We start from the raw sequence: 22,077 nt of genomic DNA, 5'->3' as shown, positions 1-22,077 counted from the left end.
GCCGTCCGGCGTACCGAGGGCGGCGCCGGGCGGTGGTGACCGCCGGGCCGGGTTTCCCCTGCCCGCAGATGCTCCACGGCCGTGCTCTACGGCCGATCAACGGCCGATCACCGCAGGTTCACGACACCTCCGCATCGTCCACGAACCCTCCCGGGGTGCCGGCGGGCCGGATTGTCGGACCGGGGTGCGAGGCTGGACGCGCCCTGGCTCGCCGGAGCCGGGCGGGAACGGCCGGGAGGGTGCGGATGAGCGGGGTGCGGGACGACGGCTGGGCGGGCATCGGCCGGGGCTGGACGGACGTCGAGGACGTCCGCCGCAGGCTCGACCGGGGCGCGGACCCGGAGCGGTGGGGCGGCGGGCGGCCGCTGCACCGGGCGGCGGCGTTCGGCTCGCCCGAGGTCGTCGCGGAGATCGCCCGGCGGGTCGGCGACGTGGACGCGCTCGACAACGGGGTGACGGCCCTGTGGGAGGCCGTCGCGCACCGGCGGCCGGAGATCGCCCGGGTCCTCGCCGAGGCCGGGGCCGACCCCTGGCGGCGCTCGCTCGGCGGCTGGTCACCGGGGCGGCTGAGCCTGGCCGGGCCGACCCCGGACCTCTTCCCGGCCCGGGTCGGCGAGCACCTGACGGAGGCCGAGCGCGCGGCGGCCGACGAGGCCCGGCTGCTGATCGCGGCCCTGGGCCGCTCCGTCCAGGACGGCACCGGGCTGGCCTGCGTGGCCGGCCTCGACGCGGACGAGGCGGTCCGGCGGCTGGCGGCCGTGCCGGTGCCGGACGAGGAGATCGAGGAGGTGCTGGAGGACCCCGACGAGTTCGACCCGGAGGAGACCGAGGAGATCGTCGGGGTGACGACGGTCCCCGGCGGCTGCGTGGTGACCCAGCCGTGGGGGTACACGCCGCAGGCGCCCGAGGTGCTGTCCCGGCTCTCGGTGGGCACGGTCTGCTACGGCCTGTACGCCAATCCGAAGAGCGGCAACCAGGGCAGCATCGCCCGGGACGGCGTCATCGTCGCCCACGACCTGCACCCGGGCGGCGCACCGGACGTCGGCGACGACTCGGCGGAGGTCCTCACCGACTTCCTGTACGGGGGCGCGCCGGCGGCCTACGCCTGCGCGTTCACCGGGCTGCGCCCCACCGACGCCCGGGCGCTCGGCGGCGCCCCCGACCGCTGGGTCCGGCTGCCCGCGGAGTGACGAACGGCCCGGGCGCACCGGGTCGGGGGACGGGGCGCCCGGGCCGGGGCGTCAGGCGCGCTGCATGCCCGGGTTGTAGGCCTCGCTGACGAAGGAGGCGGCGGTGCTGACGGTGCCGCCCGGGCGGGTGATGTGCGAGACCACCCGGTAGTCGGCCCGCGCGTGCTCCTCGTTGAGGGTGATCGCGGTGTAGCCGCGCCGCCCGTCGTAGAACTTCATGTGCGGGTTGGCGGCCGTCAGGGTGGCCCAGTTCGCCGGGTGCTCCTGGCCGTCGCCGTCGCTGGCGATCGAGGTGCCGACGATCTCGACGCCGACGGTCCGCGAGTCCGGGTCGTCGAAGTTCCGCTTGACGTCCATCGCGTAGGCGACGTGCACGTCACCGGTGAGGACGACCAGGTTCTCCACGCCGATGTCCTCGACACCGGCCAGCAGCCGCTCGCGGGCGGCCGGGTAGCCGTCCCAGGCGTCCATGGAGAGCCGGGACTTCGCCTCGGTGGTGTTCTTGCGCCGGGAGAAGACCACCTGCTGCGGGACGACGTTCCACACCGCCTTGGACTTGCGGAAGCCGTCCAGCAGCCAGCGCTCCTGGGTGGCGCCCATCAGCGTGCGCTTCGGGTCCTCCGACTCCGGGGTGGGGAACTGCCAGCCGTCGCCGTTGGCCTGGTCGGAGCGGTACTGGCGGGTGTCGAGGATGTCGAACTGCGCCAGCCTGCCGTAGTGGTGGCGGCGGTACAGTTTGAGGTCGGTGGCGTCCGGCCGGGGCATGCGCAGCGGCATGTTCTCCCAGTAGGCGCGGGTGGCGGCGGCCCGGCGGGCGACGAAGGCCTCGACCGACTGGTTCTTCTCCGGGATGCCGGCCGCGTAGTTGTTCTCGACCTCGTGGTCGTCCCAGGTGACGTACCAGGCGTGCGCGGCGTGCGCGGCCTGGAGGTCGGGGTCGCTCTTGTAGAGGGCGTACCGCAGGCGGTAGTCCTCCAGCGTGGTGGTCTCGTGGTTGAACAGCGCCGGCAGGGTGCGGTCGGTGTACTTGCGGTCGCCGCCGGTGGCGTTGACCGCGTACTCGTAGATGTAGTCGCCGACGTGGAAGACGGCGTCGAGGTCCTCGTCGGCGAGGTGCTTGTAGGCGGTGAAGTAGCCGTCCTCGTAGGCCTGGCAGGAGACCAGGCCGAAGCGGACCTCGTCGATGTGCCGGCCGCGCGCCGGTGAGGTGCGGGTCCGGCCGACCGGGCTGGTCCAGCCGCCGACCTTGAAGCGGTACCAGTACACGCGGTCCGCGTCGAGGCCCTCGGCGTCCACGTGCACCGTGTAGTTGAACTCGGCGTGGGCCTTGGCGGTGCCGCGGCGGGCGACCTTGCGGAACGCCTCGTCGCGGGCGATCTCCCAGTCGACCTTGACCACGCCGGCGGGCGGCAGGCCGTTGCCGGGCTCCAGCGGGCGGGGGGCGAGGCGGGTCCAGAGCACGACGGCGTCGCTGAGCGCGTCGCCGGAGGCGACACCGAGGGTGAACGGGTTCTCGGTCAGCGTACGGGGCGCGATCTCGGTGTCCGCGGCGTGGGCGCCCGGCAGGTTGGTGGTGAACGCCAGTGCGGCGGCGGCCGAGGTGACGGTCAGGAAGCGGCGGCGGCCGATCCCGAGCCGGGTCGCGGCCTCCTGGAGCCGCTGGTCGTGCGGGGCCTGGTCGTCTGTGCGGGCCATGGGTCTGGGCTGCCTTCCGTACGCTGGGCTGGGCCGGCGAGGGAACACCGGCTGTGTACGGAGGGGATTGGACTGGACCTCGCCGTACGGGGGGCGTCGCGGTCCGGGCCGGCAAGTGATCATCAGGTGATGACACCGGCCGAATCGGGCAATCGACCGATACCGCACCCGCGCCGTCACCTCCCGGCGTCACCTCCCGGCGTCACCGCGAGAAGGCCGCCAGGCTCAGCAACAGGTGGGCCGACTCAGGGTGTTGGAAGTCCGAGTGCGCGCCCGCCGGTGCCAGCCGGCGCCCCGCCACGCTCCCCCGGAACACCCGGCCCGCGTCGACGTTGACGATCGGGTGGTCCAGCGCCTTCTTCAGGTACGGCGTGTCCGTCGCCAGCAGCGCCGTGGAGAACTGCCGGACCGGCGCCGTCCCCACCCCCGAGTGCCCGATCCCCGGCAGGCCCTCGGCCCGCAGGTGCCAGAACCCGGTCGCCCGGTCCCAGCGCGAGTGCGTCAGCACCAGCGGCCCGCGCAGCGGCGCCCCCGGCCGTCCGGGCTCCGGGAACAGCCGGGGGAACAGCCGGTCGAAGGCGTCGCGCGGCGCGGCCATCTGGAACACCAGCGCGCTGTCCACCGTGAACGGCCGCGCCGGGTCGCCCGGCCCGCTCCAGCCCAGCACCCGCGGCCCGGCCGCCGGCCGCTCCGCCGCCCACTGCACCGCCTCGCACAGGAACCGGCCGCCGAAGGAGTGCCCCAGCAGGTGCAGGTACTGGCCCGACCGGTTCGCCAGCACCTTCGGTCCGCCCAGCCGCCCGCGCGCCGCGTCCAGGTAGCCGAGCAGGTGCCCGATCACGAACGCCGCCTGCCCCCGCCCGGGCCGGCTCATCGCGTGCGCCCGGTCGCGGATCCGCCGGTAGCCGCCCGGCGAGGGCAGGCTCGACGACGGCCAGCGCACCACCACGCACCACGGCCGGTAGCCGCGCGCCGCCAGCCCCGGGTACGCGACCGGCGCCGTCCGGGCCAGCTCGACGGCCCGCCCGATCAGGGCGTCCGCCGCCCGGCCGGCCGCCTGCGCGCCGGTCTGCCAGCCGTGCACGTAGACGTACAGGTCGGTGGCCCGCTCCGGAACCCGCAGATGGCGCGCCAGGTGCTCGGCCACCCTGGCCTCGGGCACCGGGGTCCGGGTGCCCGGCACGAGCAGCCGGCCGTCCTCGTCGAGGTCCACCACGGCGTGGGTCATGGCGTCAGCTCCAGCATGCTGTCGATCCCGCAGTGCAGCGAGTAGGTGAGGGCGAGCGGATTGCGGTAGTCGTCGGCGAACAGGCGGGCGAGGCACCAGGTGATCTCCCCCGCCGTGAACCGCCCCGTCAGGTAGCGGTCGAGGAACGCGAAGGCGTACTCGGCCCCGAACACCTGCGGGATCTCGATCTGCGGCCCGAGGACGCCGCTGGCACCGAGTTCGACCAGGGCCCGGCCGAGGTGCTCCAGCTCCGCCTCCGCCGACTGCCCGGCGAAGCAGGCGTTCAGCAGCACGAAGGGCCGGAACAGGGCCTCGGGCACGTCCTGGTGGTTCCGGCGCAGCCGGCGGACCAGGTCCGCGTCGATGTCCCGCGGATCGGAGAGCCGGACGCTCAGCTGGGTGTAGAGGGAGCCGTTGGCGACGAACTGGCCGTGGCACCAGAAGTACATCACGTCCTCGTCGAGCACCGCCCCGGAGAAGGCCTCCAGGAAGCGCGTCGACTCCGTGCGGACGGTCAGCTCCGTCCGCTCCTCCAGCAGCTTGCGCACCTCCGGCGCCCGGCCGACCGACTCCAGGGCGCTGTCCGTGTTGAGGCTGGTCACCGCCCGGGTCCGGGGCGGGTACGACGCCTGGGCCCTCGGGTAGGCGGCTCCGGTCTGCTCGATCTGGTGCCGGTAGCCGAGGAAGTCCTGCCACGGCTCCCCCTGGCCGACCGTCACGGCCAGCATCGGCCAGGGCAGATGGAGGTCGGAGTCGAAGCTGACCCGCAGCGGTCCCTCCTCGGTGAGCGTCCCGGTGAGGAACGCCCGCAGCTCCGCGAGGTCGCGGCCCGGCCCGGCGAGCATCTCGTCGAACGCGTAGCGGCCCTCCTCCAGGAGTTCCTCCGTCCGGCTGCGGGCCAGCGGCGTCCATTCGGACAGGTCGACGGCCGACGCGAACGGGTAGCCCAGCGGCATCCCGTCCTGGTCCACCACCGGGTAGTTGACCAGCTCCTTCGTCCAGGCCCCCCGGACCCGGTTGGCCAGCTGGAGCAGCCGGGCGGCGGAGACATCCAGGTAGGCGTGGTGGCCGCGGGTCAGCGGCTCCCGCACGCCCGCCCGGTCGACCGCCAGGTGCAGCAGGTCGGCGGTGCCGTGGCGGCGCAGCGAGACCTTGAGGTCCAGCGGCGCCGGCCCCCGCGCGCCGGGCCGCTCGCCGGGCCCGCCCTGGCGCGGCAGCAACGTGTAGTCGGCGGAGGGGTTCTGCCGTATCTCGACGACGAGGTCCCGGGGCACGTGGCTACTCCTGCTCCTGTCCGTGTTCCTCGCCGGCCGCCGCCGGAGCGACGTCGACGACGGTCACCAAGTCCTGCAGCGCGACCCCGAACCCCCGGTCGAAGAGGGTGAACCGGATCCGGTGCCGTCCCGGCACGGCCGGGGTCAGGGCGAACCCGGCCGGCTCGCCGGTGGGCGCCCAGTCGGCGACGGGCGGCTCGATCACCGCGTCGGAGAGCGGCGCGGCGACCAGCCGCAGCTCCGGCAGCACGGCCGGATCGGCCCCGGCCCGGTCGCCGTCCGCCTCCAGCCGCAGGCACAGCCGGGCCGGGACGCCCGCCTCGGGCTCGTCGAGCAGGGTGATCCGGGGCCGCCACGCCACCGGGGCCGCGGGCACGGCGGGCCGGCCGGGCCGGGGGCGCTCGGTGAGCTCCGCGCCGGAGGGCGCCTCGGGCGCGGCCGATTCTGCGGGCGCGGCCGGCTCGGCGGAAGCGGCCGGCTCGGCCGGCAGGGCCGGGGCGGCGGGCCGCGGCGGCAGCTCCGCGGCCGGCCCGGCGTCCGGTTCCCCGGCCTCCAGGCGCGCCGTCGCCGTCCGGCTCTCCACGGCGAGCGGGTGATCGGGCGCCATCAGGGCGTCGCGTCCCGCGCGGACGGCGAGCAGCAGCTCCCGCGCCGCCTCGGTGCGCCCGCTCGCCGCCAGCGCCCGGGCGAAGCCGACGGCCAGGGTGGGGAACATCCCGGCGCCGCCGGTCCGGCGGCAGCCGGCGGCCACGATCGGCTCGTCGGTCGCCCGGTGTCCCGCCGCGAACAGCGCGGCGGCGCCCGGGGAGGACGACTCCGGCCACAGCCGGCAGTCCGCGAGCAGGGCCTCGTACGTCCGCACCGCCCCGCCGTGGTCGCCGGCCGACAGCCGGGCGAACGCCAGGGTCTGGCGGACGCCGAGGGTGAGCGGGTGACGCGGGCCGCGGCTCTCGACGCACTCCTCGACGAGCACCCCCAGCAGCACCACCGCGCGGAACGGCCGCTCGCCGAAGACCTGGAGCAGCGCGTGCGCCGCCCGGGTCTCGACCGTCTCGGTGTGCGCGGCGCCCAGCGCCCGCGCCGCCCGGTCGGCCAGCGAGGCCAGCAGGGTCACGGCGGCCCCGGTGTCGCCCGCCAGCCGGGAGGCGTGGGCGAGCCGGCGCCCGGCCCGGAAGACCCCGGGGTGGCCGGGGCCCAGCGCCCGTGCCAGGTCGGCCAGCAGCGCGGAGAGTTCGTCCGCCGCCGCGCCGTGCTCCCCCGCCTCGCGCAGGACGAGGCCGAGTTCCGCCCGGGCGCCCAGCACGATCGGGTGGTCCGGGCCGAGGGCGTCCGCCGCAGCGGCGACCAGCTCCCGGTAGCGGGCCTGCGCCTCCGGGTACCGCCCGGCCTCGCGCAGGTTGAGCGCGATGCTGTCCAGGGCGTCCAGGGTGTCCTGGTGGCCCGCCCCGCGCAGCCGGACGAGGTCGGCCCGGACGGCCTCGTAGACCTCGGCGGCCGCTTCGTGGTCCCAGCCCCAGCGCAGCGCGTGCGCCAGGCTGGCCCGCTCGGCGAGGGTGTCGGGGTGGTCCGGCCCGGACAGCCGAGCGGTGTCCTCCAGCAGCAGCTCGCGCTCGCGCACCGCGCGGCGGTAGCGGCCCGCCGACCGGTGGGCGAAGGCCCGGTGCCGGCGGTCGAAGAGCGTGTCCGGGTGGTCCCGGCCCTGGATCCGGACCCGGTCGGCGACCAGCGCCTCGTACTGCTCGGCGGCCGCGCGGTGGTCACCGCTGTTGCGGCGCAGCGCCGCCGCCCACGACCGCGCGGCCAGGGTGTCCGGGTGCTCCGGCCCCTGGACCCTCGTCCGGTCCGCGGCCAGCGCCTCCCGCGCGGCCAGCGCCTCGCGGATCCGGCCGACCTGTTCGAGGGCGTACGCCACGGCGCCCCGGGCCGCCAGGGTGTCGGGGTGGTCCGGTCCCAGGACGCGGAGCCGGTCGCGCAGCAATGCCTCGCGGGCCGCCAGCGCCTCCGGGTGGCGCCCCGCCTCGCCCAGTGCCCAGGCCTGCTGCGACCGCTCGTGGAACGCCTCGGCGCGGTCGGCTCCGTGGATCCGGATCCGGTCCGCCACCAGCGCCTCGTACCCCGCGACGGCCTCGCGGTGACGGCCGGCCAGGACCAGTGCGTGCAACAGCGCGGAGCGGTCGTCCAGGGTCAGCGGATGGTCCGGCCCGAACAGCCGGGTCCGGTCCCGCAGGAGGTCCTCGTGGAGCGCGGCCGCCCGCTGCGGCTCGCCGGCGTCCTGGTGGGCCCACGCCAGACCGTACCTCGCGACCAGGGTCGCGGGCGCGTCGGCGCCGGTCACCCGGGTCCGGTCCGCGACCACGGCCCGGTACAGCCCCAGCGCCCGGTCGTGCTCGCCCGCCCTGCGGCACGCCAGGGCGAGCCACAGCCGGGTGCCCAGGGCCTCCTCGTGGTCGGCTCCCCAGGCGCGTTCCCAGTCCGCCGCCAGCTCCTCCAGGTGGGCCGCCGCCCGGCGGTGCTCGCCCGCGTCCGCGCAGGCCTGGGCGAGGGCCCGCCGGTTCTGGAACGTGCGGGGGTGCTCCGCCGCCCACACCCGGGCGCCGTCCGCGAGCACCCGCTCGTGCAGCTCGACGGCCCGCCGGTGGTCGCCCCGCTCCCGGGCCGCGTGGGCCTGTTCCGAGCGGGTGATCAGGGTCGCCGGGTTGTCGGCGCCCTGCACCCGCTCGCGGTCCGCCACCAGCCGGTCGTACACCTCGGCGGCCCGGCCGTGCTCGCCGGTCCGGCGGCAGGCCCAGGCGAGCCACGACCTGGCGTTCAGCGTGTTCGGGTGGTCCGCCCCCTGGAGCCTGGTCCGGTCGGCGACAAAGGCCTCGAAGAGTCCGACCGCCCGCCGGTCGCCCGCCGTCCCGCAGGCCGAGGCCAGGCCGAACCGGGCGCTGAGCGCCGCGGGGTGGTCGGGGCCGCGCAGCCGGGACTGGTCGGCGCTCAGCGCCTCGTAGTACGCGATCGCCTCGTCGTACCGGCCGGCGTTCTGGAGGGCGTGGCCGAGGTCCCAGCGCGCGCTGAGGACCTCGGGGTGATCCGGCCCCTGCAGCCGGGTCCGGTGCTCGACGAGGGCCCGGTGGCCCGCCACGGCGCGTCCGTGGTCGCCGACGCGCGAGAGCGCCGCCGCCACCTCGGCGCGGGCGTCCAGCGTCCCGGGGTGGTCCGGGCCGGACACGTGCTCCCGGTCGGCGAGCAGGGCTTCGTAGAGTTCGAGGGCCCGGGCGTGCTCGCCCGCGTCGCTGTGGGCCCAGGCGAGGCCGTTCCGGACGGAGAGGGTTTCCGGGTGGTACGCCCCGGAGACCCGCCGCCGGTCGGCGTTGAGGGCCTCGTAGAGGGCCACCGCGCGGCGGTGCTCGCCGCCGCACCGGCACGCCCAGGCCAGCCACCAGCGCGCTTCCAGGGATTCGTGGTGGTCGGCGCCGTGCAGCCGGGTGCGGTCGGTGGCCAGGTCCTCGAAGAGGGCCGTCGCCCGGTCGTGCCGGCCGGCGGTGGCGCAGAGCCAGGCCAGCGTCCAGCGGGCGTCCAGGGTGTCGGGGTGGTCCGTCCCCTGGTCCCGCGTCCGGTCGGCGACCAGCACCTCGGTCAGGGCGATCGCCCGGTCGTCCTGGCCGGCCCGCTGGCAGGCGCGGACCAGGCGCTGCCGCTCCGCCAGGGTGTCCGGGTGGTGCGGTCCCTGGACGCGCAGCCGGTCCGCCACCAGCCGCTCGCGGTCGGCCAGTTCCTGCTCGGGCGCGCCGGCGACCTGCCGGGCCTGCGCCAGGTCCGAGCGCTCCTCCAGGGTGTCCAGGTGGTCCGGCCCCTGGACCCGTGTCCGGTCCTGGACCACGGCCTCGTAGAGGGCCACCGCGCGGCGGTGCTTCCCGGCCGTCCGGTAGGCCCAGGCGAGCCCGGAGCGGGCGTCGAGGGTCTCCGGGTGGTCCGGGCCGAGCACCCGGCCGTAGTCGGCCAGCAGCGCCGCGACCTCGGCCACCAGGTCCGTGAGGTCCCCCGCGTCGGCCCGTGCCGTGATCAGCCCGGCCCGGGCCTCCAGGGTCTGCACGTGGTCCGCGCCCTGGGCCCGCGTGCGGTCGCGGACGACCTCCGCGTACTCGGCGACCGCCGCCGGGTGGTCGCCGCCCTCGGCGTGGGCGGCGGCCAGCCAGCCCCGGCTGGTGAGGGTGTCGGGGTGGTCGGCGCCGAGCACCCTGGTCCGGTCCGCGACGGCCCGCGCGTAGAGCTCCAGGGCGAGCCGGTGCTCGCCCGCGCTGAGGTGGGCGTACGCGAGGCTGTTGCGGTTGGCCAGGGTGTCCTCGTGGTCCTCGCCCAGCTCCCGCACCAGGCAGGCGTGCAACTGCTCGAACTCGCGGACGGCTTCGCGGTGGTGGCCGGCGAGCTGGAGCGCGTAGCCCAGGCCGCCGCGCGCGGCCAGGGTGTCCCGGTGCGCGGCGCCGAGCACCCGGGTCCGCTCCGCCACCACCGTCCGGAACTCCTCGACCGCGCGCCGGTGGTCGCCGGCCTTCCGGCGGGCGTGGGCCAGCGAGAAGCGGTCGGCGAGGACGGCGGGGTGTTCCGCTCCCTGCACCCGGGAGCGGTCGGCCACCACCGCCTCGCACAGCTCCACGGCCCTGACCGGGTCGCCCACCCGGGCGTGGAGTTCGGCGAGCCGGCCCCGCGCGTCGAGGGTGTCGGGGTGGTCCGGGCCGAGCAGCCGCCGCTGTCCCTCGACGACCGCGGTGACCAGCGGGATCACGAAGACCCGCTGCTCCGGCGCGGCCAGTTCCGCCGCGGCCAGCCGGTACAGGCCGACGGTCTCCGGGGTGGGGTCGGGCGAGGTGAGCCCGGCCGTCGTCAGCTCCCGGACGTGCGGCAGCAGCGCCCGGCGGACGGCCTGGTCCGCCCGCGGCCACAGCCGTGCCACCGCGCCGGCGAGGTTGCGTTCCGCCCGCGCCCACACCCTGCGGTCCTCGTCGCCGGCCCGCAGGGTGCTGCGCAGCAGCCGGTGCACGGCCACCGTGTGCGGGCCGAGGGTGACCAGGCTGTAGTCCGCCAGCACCTTCAGGGCGGTGTCCACCTCGTCCGGGCGCCGGGCGCCGAACGGCAGCAGCGCCTCGCGCGGGAGCGCCTCCGGGGCGTACCAGGCCAGGGTGCGCAGCAGCTCGACGGCGAACGGGGCGGTCTCCTGGACGGTGCGCAGCGTCGTCCGCCAGAGCCGGGCGACCGTGTCGAGGGCGCTCGGCATGGCGCCGGACCTCGACGGCGCCACCGTGCGCAGCAGTTCCCGGAAGGCCCGGAAGGTGGTGTCGGTCTGCCGGATGTGGGCACCGGCCTGGGCGAGGGCGATCGGCAGGTGGCCGAGTTCGTCGGCCAGGGCCCGGGCCTCACCGAGCTCGGCCTCGTCGATGTCCTCGCCCCGCCCGGCGGCGCGGTGCAGCAGCCGCACGGCGAGCGGCCCGTCGAGCACGTCGACGCGGATCGGCCGGATGCCGTGGTGCCAGCCGTCGGCGCGGCGGCTGGTGACCAGTTGGTGTCCCCGTCCGAGCAGCCGGCCCAGATAGGGCGTCAGATGGACCGGGTCCTCGACGTTGTCGAAGACCAGCAGCCAGCGGTCGTGGGCGCGGAGCCAGGCCAGCGCCCATTCGACCTGGCGGCTCGGCGACTCGGCCAGCGCCCAGTCCCGGTGCAGGTGGACGGCGAGGTCGGCGAAGGCCTCGGCGAGCTGCTCGGGCGACTCCGCGGTGATCCACCAGGCCAGGTCGTACTCGTGCAGGTGTGCGTAGGCGTAGTGCAGGGCGAGGGCGGTCTTGCCGACGCCGCCGAGCCCGTGCAGGGTGGTCGCCTGGGTGACCAGGCCGCCGCCGCCCGCCAGCGCGGCCCCGAGCGCGGCCAACGCGTCGGTGCGGCCTACCAGTTCGGCGGTCGGTCCGGGCGGGAGGTTGTGCGAGCCGGGCGGGGCCGCGGTGGTCCGGGCGGCCGCCTCCGCCTCGGCGGTGAGCACGACGGTCCGCTGCTCGGTGTGCGGGTTGCCGCCGCCGACCACCGGCGAGGCCTTCTGGGGGCGCTGGGCGAAGGGTTCCTGCTCCGGCATTCCCGGGTCGGGGCCGGCGTTCACCATCGTGGACATGCTCATGCGATGTCCCACCCCCCAGGTCTTCCGGCTGTCCGACCGACCGTAGCCGTCCGGACGCGTGTTGTCCTCGTCTTCACCCGATTGCGGGCAGCGGTGTCACAACGGTGACCTTCCGTCAACCCGGCCGTATCGCGGGCGCGCCCACCGGACGGACGGCCGCGCCACAGGCGGAGGACTCACCGAAGTGGGGCGGCCGGCGCGGACCCGCCCGCCCCACTCGGCCCGCTGGCCATGCCCGCTCGCAGGCGGGCGGGCGCCGACCATCGGGCGGCAGCCAATCACGCCGCGCCGTCCGCCCGCAAACCTGCCGCTCACACGAACCGACGGCCCGTCAGACTGTAGACAGGCAACGGGGATTCGGTCCGCCGGCCACTTTGCCGACAAACGGCCGGTATCGTTCCGTTTATTAAAAACGACTTCATACGGCCGCAACAGCACGCGCTTTCTTCGGGGCCGACCGGATGCTAGCCTCACTTCAATCTCAAGCCGCTTGAACCGTCCTTTACCCGGGCGGGCGATTCACCGCCGGAAAATCCCGGACCGCCATGCACGCCACCCCGTTTCGGTAATCCTGAAAGGGTTCAGCATGTCCGTTCCCACGAACACCGCCGCCCCGTCCACCGGCCCCGGCCTGCTCGCGCCCCGACCGATCGTCGGACTGCTCACCGACTTCGGCCTCGTCGACGACGCCGTCGGCATCTGCAAGGGCATGGTCCTCAGCATCGCCCCGCACGCCAACATCGTCGACGTCACGCACGACGTCACACCGTTCGACATCTACGAGGCCGGCCTGTACATCCGCGACTCGTTCCGCTACTTCCCGGCCGACGCGGTCTTCGCCTGCGTCACCTTCCCGCACACCGGCGTCCAGGACAACGCGATCGGGCTGCGCACGCCCCAGGGGCACACCTACTTCGCCCCCGACAACGGCCTGCTCACCCGGATCGTCAAGGAGGCGGGCGTCGCCGAGGTCCGCCGGATCACCGCCGAGAAGGTCCGCCGGCCCGTCATCGACCCGACGTTCTACGGGCGCGACATCGTCATTTCGGCCGCCGCGCACATCGCCAACGGAGTACCTTTCAGCGAAATCGGCGAGGAAATCGAGGCCGCCGAAATAACCCTTCTCGAGGTCGCCGAACCGGTCGTCGAGGGCGACTGGATAGTCGGCGAGGTGGCCATTCTCGACAAGAACTACGGGAACGTCTGGACCAGCATCACCAGGGAATTCCTGGACGCCCGGGGAATCGCCTTCGACGCCGAACTGGAGATCGAGATCGGCGGCACCCGGCTCACCACCCCGCTGCGCCGCACCTTCGGCGAGACCGGCGAGGGCGAGCCGCTCGCCTACATCGCGAGCCGCGACCAGCTCGGACTCGCCCTCAACCAGGGCGACTTCGCCGCCCGGTACGGGGTCGAGCGCGGGCACGCGGTCCGCGTGAAGGCGCGCTGAGCCCACGATGCGCACGCAGGGGTACGCTTTCGCGCTGCTGACCGCCGCCTTCTTCGGCGCCGGCGCCGTGCTGGCCAACCGGGTCACCCGCGAGATCGACCCGCTGCTGACCACCGAGATCAACCTGTCGATCGGCGCCGTGCTGCTGGCCGTCCAGCTCGCGGTACGGCGCCGGCCGCTGGTCCCGCGCGGCCTCAGCGGGCGGGACTGGCTGCGGCTGGCCTTCGTCTCGGTGATCGGCACCGGGCTCTCGCTGGCCCTGGTGATCAGCGGGCTGAGCCGGACCAGCCCGGTCAACGGCGGCTTCCTGATCCAGCTCCAGGGACCGGCGGCCGTCCTGGCCTCCGTGCTGCTGCTCGGCGACCGGCTGCGCGCACGGCAGTCGGCCGGGCTCGCGGTGACCCTGGCCGGCGGGGTGCTGGTGGTGCTGCGCGACCCCGGTGCGGGCTTCACCGGCGTCGGCGCCGGCGACGCGCTGGTGCTGGCCGGCGCGGTGCTGGCCGGTCTCGCCTTCCTGCCCGCCAAATCCCTGATGGCCAAGGTGCCGGCGCTGCAACTGGGCCTGTGGCGGCTGGTCCCGGCGGCGGTCGTGCTGCTGCCGGTGCTGCTGCTCACGCCCGGCCCGCTGCGCTGGCACCCGACGGCCGGCACGATCGGCCTCCAACTCCTGCTCGCCGTCACCAACTTCTGCCTCGCCTACGTCACCCTGCACCTGGCGTTGGAGCGGCTGCGGCCGTGGGAGACGGCGAGCGTGCTCCAGCTGGAGCCGGCGTTCACGGTGCTCGTCGCCCTGGTGGCGCTCGGCCTCGCGCCGACGCCGCTGCAACTGCTGGGCGGGGCGCTGATGATCGGCGGCGGCCTGGTCGCCAACCGGCCCGCTCCGGCGCCGGCGCCCGCCGCCGGCCCCGCACCCGAACCCACACCCGAGCCGGCACCGACGCCGGCCCACGACCCGGGCTCCGGCGACCCGCCGCCGCCCGTTCCCACCACCCGACCCGCCTACCAGAACAGCCGAGGTACCACCCCATGAAGGCGATCCGCGTCCACGCCCCCGGCGGCCCCGAGCGGCTCCAGGTCGACGACGTGCCGGTGACCGAGCCCGCCGCCGGCGAGATCCGCATCCGCACCGAGGTCATCGGCGTCAACTACGTCGACGTCTACCACCGCCAGGGCGTCTTCCCCGTCGCCCTGCCGTTCGTCCCCGGCATGGACGCCGTCGGCACGGTCGACGCGGTCGGCCCCGGCGTCACCGAACTGTCCGTCGGCGACCGCGTCGCTTACGGCGAACTGCCCGGCGCCTACGCCGAGTTCGTCACCGTACCGGTCCGGCTGGCGACCACCGTTCCGGACGGCCTGGACTCCGGCACGGCCGCCGCGGCGATGCTCCAGGGACTCACCGCGCACTACCTGGCGCACGACGCGCACCCGATCGCCAAGGGCCAGGCGGTCGTGGTGCACGCCGCCGCCGGCGGGGTCGGACAGTTCCTGGTCCAGTTCGCCAAGCGGGCCGGCGCGCACGTCATCGGCACCGTCTCCAGCGACGAGAAGGCCGCGCTGGTCAGCGAGTTGGGCGCCGACCACGTGGTGCGCTACGACCGGGAGAACTTCCGCGAGGCGGTCCGCCGGATCACCGACGGCACGGGCGTCGACGCGGTCTACGACTCGGTCGGCAAGGACACCTTCCTCGACAGCCTCGACTCACTGCGCCCGCGCGGCACCCTGGTCGCCTACGGCCGGGCCAGCGGCAAGCCCGACCCGATCGACCCGTTCACGCTGGTCCAGAAGGGCTCGCTGAAGCTCACCTGGCCCAGCCTCACCCACCACGTCCTCACCCGCGAGGAGTTCACCGCCCGCACCGACGACCTCTTCGCGGGCCTGCTCGACGGCACCCTGCGGGCCAGGATCGACCGCACCTACGACTTCGCCGACGCCCCCGCCGCGCACGCCCGGCTGGAGGGCCGGGAGAGCCTCGGCAAGATCCTGCTGCGCCACCCGTAGCACCCGCCACCCGCCACACCCGCCACTCCGCAGTCCCCTCCGACCGACGCCCCGCCGGACTCCGCCTTCGCCCGGCGGGGCGTCACCCCCATGACCGGTCCGAACGGCCCACAGCACGGGAGGACATCACCCCATGGCTCCCCACTCCCCCGGCCCGACCGCCCGCCACCGCCGGATCGCCGTGGTCGGCGCCGGCCCGCGCGGCCTGTCCGTCCTCGAACGCCTGCTGGCCAACGAGCGCTCCCGCCCGTCGGCCGCCGCCCTCACCGTCCACCTCGTCGACCCCTACCCGCCCGGCGCCGGCCGGGTCTGGCGCACCAACCAGTCCCGGCTGCTGCTGATGAACACGGTGGCCTCCCAGGTCACCGTCTACACCGACCCGAGCGTCACCATCGACGGCCCCGTCGAGGAGGGCCCGAGCCTCTACGAATGGGCCAAGTCCGCCGTCCCGCAGGGCGGCCCGGGCGAGTACGACGAACAGGTGCGCACCGAGGCCCGCGCGCTCACCCCCGACACCTACCCGACCCGCGCCTTCTACGGCCGCTACCTGCGCGACGTCCACCGCCGGGTGCGCACCGCCGCCCCGGCGCACTGCCGGATCGTCGAGCACCGCACCCGCGCCGTCGGGCTGACCGACGCCGACCCGCTGCCCGGCGCCGCCCAGGTGCTCGTCCTCGCCAACGGCCGCCGGATCGCCGACCTGGACGCGGTGGTGCTCGCGCTCGGCCACCTGGCGACCGGCCCGACCACCGCCGAACGCACCCTGACCCGGGCCGCCACCGCGCACGGCCTGGTCCACCTGCCGCCCGCCAACCCCGCCGACCTCGACCTCGCCGCCCTGCTGCCCGGCCGCCCGGTGCTGGTCCGCGGCCTCGGCCTCAACTTCTTCGACCACCTCGCCCTGCTCACCCGGGGCCGCGGCGGCCGGTTCGCCAAGCAGGGCGGCCGGCTCGTCTACCACCCCTCCGGCGAGGAGCCGCTGATCCTCGCCGGCTCGCGGCGCGGCGTCCCGTACCACGCGCGCGGCGAGAACGAGAAGGGCGCGCACGGCCGCCACCACCCCCGGCTGCTCACCGAGGAGTACACCGCCCGGCTGCGCCGGCAGGCCGCCGCCGGCGAGCCGGTGCGCTTCACCCGCGACCTGTGGCCGCTGGTCTCCCGCGAGGTGGAGGCCGTCTACTACCGCACCCTGCTCGCCGCCGCCGGCCGCCCGGAGGAGGGCGAGGACCTCGCCGAGGAGTACCTGACCGCCGCCCCCGGCCGCACGACGGGCATCCTCGACCGCTTCGGCGTCCGCGCCGAGCAGCGCTGGGACTGGCACGCCGTCGCCCACCCCTACGCCGGCCGGCGCTTCGCCTCCCGCGCCGAGCACCGCGCCTGGATCGTCGAGCGCCTGGAACGCGATGTGCGCGACGCCCGGGCGGGCAACCTCAGCGGCCCGCTGAAGGCCGCCCTGGACGTGCTGCGCGACCTGCGCAACGAGATCCGGCTGGCGGTCGACCACGGCGGCATCGAGGGCTCCTCCTACCGCGACGACCTGGAGTCCTGGTACACCCCGCTGAACGCCTTCCTGTCCATCGGCCCGCCCGCCTCCCGGATCGACGAACTGCGCGCCCTGATCGAGGCCGGGGTGGTCGACCTGCTCGGCCCGGACGTCCGGATCGAACTCGACCCGCGCGGCGCCCGGCCCGCCTTCACCGCCCACTCGCCCGCGATCGACGCACCGCCGCTGCGCGCCGGCGTCCTGGTGGAGGCCCGGCTGCCCGAGCCCGACCTGCGGCGCACCGGCGACCGGCTGCTGCGCGGCCTGCTGGACGAGGGCCAGGCCGGCGTCTACCGGATACCCGACACCGCCGGGCCCGGGTACGAGACGGGCGGACTGGCCGTCACCGAGCGCCCGTACCGGCTGCTGGACGCCTCGGGGCGGGCGCACCCGCGCCGCTTCGCCTACGGCGTCCCCACCGAGGCGGTGCACTGGGTCACCGCGGCCGGCATCCGTCCGGGCGTCAACTCGGTGACCCTCGGCGACTCCGACGCCATCGCCCGCGCCGTCCTCGCCCTGCACCCGCTGCGCCCGGCCGTCACCGTGGTCCCGGCCCAGCGCCGCGCCCCCGAGCGCACCCCGGTCCGCCCCGGCTGACCCCGGACACCGCCCCGGCGACCTCGGCCCCGGCCTTCCTCCCGTCCCGCCGGACGGAGCAGGCCGGGGCCTTCGCCGTGCCCGGCCGAGCCCCGGTGACGCGGGTGCACTGACGGGACGGTGACGGTGCGCTGTGCGCAAATTCGGCCCCGGACGCCCGGCCTACCGTCGGGGAGTCGGTGGGAGGAACGGGCCCGGCCTCCGGGCCCGTTCGGCCGCCGCCACCCCCTCCGCCGCCCGCACCGGACGGCGGTCCGAACCCCCAGCACAGGAGGCTCCGAGGTGTCTGTCATGCCGGTCGGCGGGCTCGTCCCCCGCACGGCGGAGGAGGCGGCCGGGACCGCCGCCGACGTCGTCGTCCGCAACGCCAGGATCCACACCGGGGACGCCCGCCGCCCGCAGGCCGGCGCCCTCGCGATCCGGGACGGCGTGATCACCGCCGTCGGGGAGGACGCCGACGTCGCCCCGTTCGTCGGACCGTCCACCACCGTGGTCGACGCGCTCGGCCGGCGCGTCGTGCCCGGCCTCAACGACTCGCACCTGCACGTCATCCGGGGCGGCCTGAGCTACGTCCTGGAACTGCGCTGGGACGGCGTGCGCTCGCTGCGCCAGGCGCTGGCGATGCTGCGCGAGCAGGCCGCCCGCACGCCCGAGGGGCAGTGGGTGCGGGTGGTCGGCGGGTGGTCGGCCGAGCAGTTCGCCGAGCGCCGGCTGCCGACGCCCGCCGAGCTGAACGAGGCCGCGCCGGACACCCCGGTGTTCGTCCTCCACCTCTACCAGTCGGCGATCCTCAACCGCGCCGCACTGAAGGCCGTCGGCTACGACGCGGCCACCCCCGACCCGAAGGGCGGCCAGATCGTCCGGGGCCGCAACGGCGAGCCGAACGGCATGCTGCTGGCCGCACCCAGCGCCCTGGTCCTCTACTCCACCCTCGCCAAGGCCCCCACCCTGCCGCCCGAGGACCGCAAGGCCTCCACCCGGCACTTCCTGCGCGAGCTGAACCGCTTCGGCCTGACCTCGGCGATCGACGCCGCCGGCGGCTTCCAGAACTTCCCGGAGAACTACGCGACGGTGACCGAGCTCGCCCGGGAGGGCCTGCTCTCGCTGCGCATCGCCTACCACCTGTTCCCGCAGACCGCCGGGCAGGAACTGGACGACCTCAAACGCTGGATCGAGATGGTCCGCCCCGAGGACGGCGACCAGTGGCTGCGGCTCAACGGCGCCGGCGAGAACCTCACCTGGGCCGCCGCCGACTTCGAGAACTTCGCCGAACCGCGCCCCGAACTCGGCTCCTATGAAGGCGAGTTCGAGAAGGCCGTCCGGCTGCTCATGGAGAACGGCTGGGGCTTCCGGCTGCACGCCACCTACGACGAGACGATCCGGCGCGACCTCGCGGTGTTCGAGAAGCTCGCCGCCGAGGGCCTCTTCCCGCAGGGCAACCGCTGGCTGTTCGACCACGCGGAGACCGTCTCCCGGGAGAGCCTGGACCGGATCGCCCGGCTCGGTGGCGCGCTCTCCGTGCAGAACCGCCTCTCCTTCCAGGGCGAGACGTTCACCCGCCGCCACGGCGCCGGCGCCGCCGCCGAGGCCCCGCCGATCCGCGCCATGCTGGACCGCGGCCTGAACGTCGCCGCCGGCACCGACGCCACCCGGGTCTCCTCCTACAACCCGTGGGTCGCCCTGCACTGGCTGGTCTCCGGCCGCACGGTCGGCGGCCTGGCGATGCGCCCGCCGCAGAACCGGGTGGACCGGGCGACCGCGCTGGCGATGTACACCACGGCGGGCGCCGCGCTCACCGGCGAGCAGGACGTCAAGGGCGTGCTGCGGCCCGGCTGCTACGGCGACCTCGCGGTGCTCTCCGACGACTTCTTCACCGTGCCCGAGCAGGAGATCCCGCACATCGAGTCGGTGCTGACCGTCGTCGGCGGCCGGATCGTGCACGCCGCGGCCGAGTACGAGGGCCTGGACGAGGAGCTCCCGCCGATCAGCCCCGAGTGGAGCCCGGTCGCCCGCTTCGGCGGCTACCGGTCCACCGGCGCCCGCCAGGCGGAGCTGCTCGGCGAGGTCGTCGCCGAGTCCGCACTGCACCGCGACTGGCGTGTCGCGCGCGGCCGGACCGTCGAGCGGGAGCTGCCGTTCGACCCGTGCTTCGTCCTCTGAAGCCGCCACCGTGCCCGGCCCGCCCGCCGCGGGCCGGGCACGGACACGGACGCCCACAGACACCATGACCAGGGACAGGAACAGGACACGATGGATACCGGACTGCTGATCATCCGGGCGGTGGTGGGCCTGCTCATCGCCGGACACGGCGTACAGAAGGTGAGCTTCCGCCTCGGCGGCAACGGCCTCACGGGCGGCACGGAGGAGTTCCGGCACGACGGCTTCCGGGGCGGCACGCTCACCGCGCTCGCCGCCGGCGCCGGCCAGATCGGCTCGGGCCTGTTCCTGGCCCTGGGCGCGCTCACCCCGCTGGCGGCCATGGTCGCCATGGGCGTGATGACGGTGGCGATCACCGTCAAGGTGCCGCACGGGCTCTGGGTGCAGAACGACGGCTACGAGTACCCGCTGGTGCTGGTGGTGGTCACCGGCTCGCTCGCGTTCACCGGCGCCGGCCGCTACTCCGTCGACCACGCCCTCGGTCTGACCTCCTGGCCGCTCTGGCTGGTGCTCGCCGCCGCGCTGTCCGGGCCGGTCAGCGGTCTGCTCACGCGGGCCGTCCTGCACCGCACGGACCCGACGGCGGGAGCGCCGGCCGGTGCGCGCGCTGCCGACTGACGCCCCGCACCGCCCCGCACCGCCCTGACCGGCCGACCGGGCTACCAGGCGGGGCGGTGCAGGGCGACGTGCACGGTGTCGACGACCTGGACCAGCGCGGCCCGCGCGGTGCCGGTCGGACAGCACCCGTCCAGCAGCAGGAACCCGTGCACCGTGCCCTGGTAGCGGATCGCCACCACCGGCACCCCGGCCGCCCGGAGCCGGGCCGCGTACGCCTCGCCCTCGTCGCGCAGCACATCGGCCTCGGCGGTGACCACCAGCGCCGGGGGCAGCCCGGCGAGCTGCTCCAGGGTGGCGTGCAGCGGCGCGGCGGTGGCCTCCCGGCGCCGCCGCTCGTCCGGCAGGTAGGCGTCCCAGTACCGGCGCATGTGGTCGCGGTGCAGCAGGTAGCCGGTGGCGAACCGGTGGTAGGACGGCGTGTCGAAGTCCGCGTCGGTGACCGGGCAGACCAGCACCTGGTGGACCAGCCGGACGTCCCCGCGCTCGCGGGCCAGCAGCGTCAGGGCGGCCACCAGGTTGGCGCCCGCGGAGTCGCCGACGGCGGCGACCCGCTCCCCCGCGAGCCCGATCTCGTGGCCGTGCGCCTGGATCCACCGGACCACCGCGTAGCACTGCTCGACGGCCACCGGGTAGCGCGCGGCGGGCGCCCGCGCGTAGTCGACGAACACCACGGCGGCGTCGGTGCCCAGGGCGACCTCCCGGACCAGCCGGCGGTAGCCGGCGGCGTCGCCGGGCGACCAGCCGAGGCCGGGCAGGAACAGCACCACGGGGCACGGCTCGGCGGCGCCGGCCGGCCTGGTCACCTGGACGGACACCCGCCCGGTGGGGCCGCAGGGCAGGGCGAGCCACTCGGTGGTGATGCCGTAGGGGTCGTCCGGGTCGCCCGGCTCGCCCCCGCCGTCGGCCGCGCGCTCGGGCCCGCCGTCGGGCCGGTCGGCGGCGGCGAGCAGCGCGAGGAGGTCCGGCGGTTCCCCCGCCGACCGGTCGGCCACCCGGGCGGCCAGGAACTCCTGGAGCGCCCGGTCGAGCACCGGTCCCTGGTCGGGAAAGGGGGTGGGGTCGGACAACTCTTCGCTCCTGGCTCGCGGTCGGTGGTGCGCTGCGACGCCGCCCGGCGGCGCGGGGGCGGTCGGATCCGTCGGGCGCGCCGGCTCGTCGGCCGGCCTCGTCAGCCGGTCTGCTCCGCTCCTAACCCGCGCGCCCGCCATTCACGCGGCGGCACGCCGTAGGCTGCCCGAAAGGCCCGGCTGAAGTGTGCCGGATTGACGAAGCCCCAGCGCTGGGCGACCGCCGAGACCGTCGGCGCGGTCCGGCCGCGCCGGGCCAGCTCACGGGCGCACGCCTCCAGCCGGCGCTGCTGGATGAGTCTGCTCACCGTCACTCCCTCGCCCTCGAACAGCCGGTGCAGGTACCGGACGGAGATGTGGTGGGCCTGGGCGATCCGCTCGGGCGCGAGCGCGGGGTCGCCCAGGTGCCGGTCGATGTACTGCCGCACCCGGCGGACCAGCTGCGCGTTGGGGGTCTCCGGTTCCTCCGCGGCCCGGGTCAGGGTGAGCTGCGCGACGAGCGCGCTGAGCAGGTCGGCGACGCTGCCGGCCAGCCGGTCGCCGACCGGCGCGGGGTAGGAGTCGGCGGAGGCGGCGAGGCCGTCGAGGAAGGACAGCAGGACCGGCCCGCACCCGTCCGCCGGGCCGACGGCCGTCGCCGAGGCCTGCCGCAGGTCGCGCTCCGGCACCCCCAGCAGCCGGCGCGGCAGGTGGAACAGGTGGGTGCGGAAGCGCTCGGGGTAGTCGACGGCGTACGGGCGCGTCGTGTCGTAGAGGACGAGCCCGCCGGCCGCCACCTCCGCCCGGCGGCCGTCCTGCTCCAGCACGGCCCGGCCCGACACCTGCACGCCGACCCCGACCTGCGGTTCGCTGCGCGGGGTGCGGGCGATCAGGGCCGCGGTGCGGGAGAACCGGGCGGCGTCCGCCTCCAGGGTGGAGACCCGCACGTACCCGAGCCGGTGCGAGACCAGCCGCCCGTCGAACGGCCGTCCGGTGAGCGGGCGCAGCTCGACCGGCACCAGCGTCCGCGACACCGCCCCGCCCAGGTAGGCCGCCTTCTCGCCGTCCGGGACCGCCGCGGTCGTCACCGTTACGCCCATCTGACCGCCTTCCGTCGAATCCCTGCCCGATCAGCC

13 protein-coding genes are annotated in these 22,077 nt (G+C 75.7%); 7 read left to right on the top strand and 6 right to left on the bottom strand.

All coding sequences use genetic code 11. The features are described from left to right. Positions 1-245 precede the first annotated feature (245 nt). The gene (locus ACFZBX_RS19370; protein WP_391534958.1) at positions 246-1,190 is read left to right on the top strand and encodes an ankyrin repeat domain-containing protein; all 945 of its coding nucleotides are present in this window, start codon (positions 246-248) and stop codon (positions 1,188-1,190) included. A 51-nt stretch (positions 1,191-1,241) separates the two neighbouring features. Here the strand turns inward: ACFZBX_RS19370 and ACFZBX_RS19365 are convergent, their stop codons facing one another. From ACFZBX_RS19365 to ACFZBX_RS19350, 4 genes are all read right to left on the bottom strand, one after another. Beyond that, the gene (locus ACFZBX_RS19365; protein WP_391534957.1) at positions 1,242-2,885 is read right to left on the bottom strand and encodes an alkaline phosphatase D family protein; all 1,644 of its coding nucleotides are present in this window, start codon (positions 2,883-2,885) and stop codon (positions 1,242-1,244) included. Positions 2,886-3,087: 202 nt separating this feature from the next. Then, positions 3,088-4,113, bottom strand: coding sequence for a hypothetical protein (locus ACFZBX_RS19360; protein ID WP_391534956.1), 1,026 nt, complete (start codon positions 4,111-4,113; stop codon positions 3,088-3,090). Then, positions 4,110-5,387 carry a hypothetical protein gene (locus ACFZBX_RS19355; RefSeq protein WP_391534955.1) on the bottom strand — a complete coding sequence of 426 codons (1,278 nt, stop codon included), beginning with the start codon at positions 5,385-5,387 and terminating at the stop codon, positions 4,110-4,112. The genes ACFZBX_RS19360 and ACFZBX_RS19355 overlap by 4 nt, the downstream gene beginning before the upstream one ends. Positions 5,388-5,391: 4 nt before the next feature. Next, on the bottom strand, positions 5,392-11,532 hold the full coding sequence (locus ACFZBX_RS19350; RefSeq protein ID WP_391534954.1) for a tetratricopeptide repeat protein: 6,141 nt from the start codon (positions 11,530-11,532) through the stop codon (positions 5,392-5,394). Positions 11,533-12,118: 586 nt separating this feature from the next. Here ACFZBX_RS19350 and ACFZBX_RS19345 point away from each other — a divergent pair. The 6 genes from ACFZBX_RS19345 to ACFZBX_RS19320 all read left to right on the top strand — a co-directional run bounded on the left by ACFZBX_RS19345 (position 12,119) and on the right by ACFZBX_RS19320 (position 19,895). Then, a complete protein-coding gene (locus ACFZBX_RS19345) occupies positions 12,119-12,982 on the top strand; it encodes an S-adenosyl-l-methionine hydroxide adenosyltransferase family protein (protein WP_391534953.1) in 864 nt (287 codons plus the stop codon). 7 nt (positions 12,983-12,989) lie between these two features. Further along, positions 12,990-14,012, top strand: a complete 1,023-nt coding sequence (locus tag ACFZBX_RS19340; RefSeq protein WP_391534952.1) for a DMT family transporter — start codon at positions 12,990-12,992, stop codon at positions 14,010-14,012. Next, positions 14,009-14,980 carry a quinone oxidoreductase family protein gene (locus tag ACFZBX_RS19335; RefSeq protein WP_391534951.1) on the top strand — a complete coding sequence of 324 codons (972 nt, stop codon included), beginning with the start codon at positions 14,009-14,011 and terminating at the stop codon, positions 14,978-14,980. Before ACFZBX_RS19340 ends, ACFZBX_RS19335 begins: the two co-directional genes overlap by 4 nt. A gap of 133 nt (positions 14,981-15,113) precedes the next feature. Beyond that, positions 15,114-17,120, top strand: a complete 2,007-nt coding sequence (locus ACFZBX_RS19330; RefSeq protein ID WP_391534950.1) for an FAD/NAD(P)-binding protein — start codon at positions 15,114-15,116, stop codon at positions 17,118-17,120. A 291-nt stretch (positions 17,121-17,411) separates the two neighbouring features. Beyond that, on the top strand, positions 17,412-19,280 hold the full coding sequence (locus ACFZBX_RS19325; protein ID WP_391535039.1) for an amidohydrolase: 1,869 nt from the start codon (positions 17,412-17,414) through the stop codon (positions 19,278-19,280). 90 nt (positions 19,281-19,370) lie between these two features. Next, positions 19,371-19,895 (top strand): DoxX family protein, encoded by a 525-nt coding sequence (locus ACFZBX_RS19320; RefSeq protein ID WP_391534949.1) that lies wholly within the window; start codon positions 19,371-19,373, stop codon positions 19,893-19,895. 41 nt (positions 19,896-19,936) lie between these two features. Here ACFZBX_RS19320 and ACFZBX_RS19315 read toward each other — a convergent pair whose 3' ends face one another. Together ACFZBX_RS19315 and ACFZBX_RS19310 are read right to left on the bottom strand one after the other, a co-directional pair. Then, positions 19,937-20,962: an alpha/beta hydrolase gene (locus tag ACFZBX_RS19315; RefSeq protein WP_391534948.1), complete on the bottom strand. Its 1,026-nt coding sequence runs from the start codon at positions 20,960-20,962 to the stop codon at positions 19,937-19,939. A 101-nt stretch (positions 20,963-21,063) separates the two neighbouring features. Next, positions 21,064-22,041, bottom strand: a complete 978-nt coding sequence (locus tag ACFZBX_RS19310) for a helix-turn-helix domain-containing protein (protein WP_391534947.1) — start codon at positions 22,039-22,041, stop codon at positions 21,064-21,066. Positions 22,042-22,077: the final 36 nt, after the last annotated feature.

It is taken from the genome of Kitasatospora sp. NPDC008115 (assembly GCF_042957205.1).
GTDB lineage: Bacteria > Actinomycetota > Actinomycetes > Streptomycetales > Streptomycetaceae > Kitasatospora.
The sequence above is the reverse complement of the archived record's forward strand: the minus strand, read 5'-3'. Positions and strand labels throughout refer to the sequence as shown.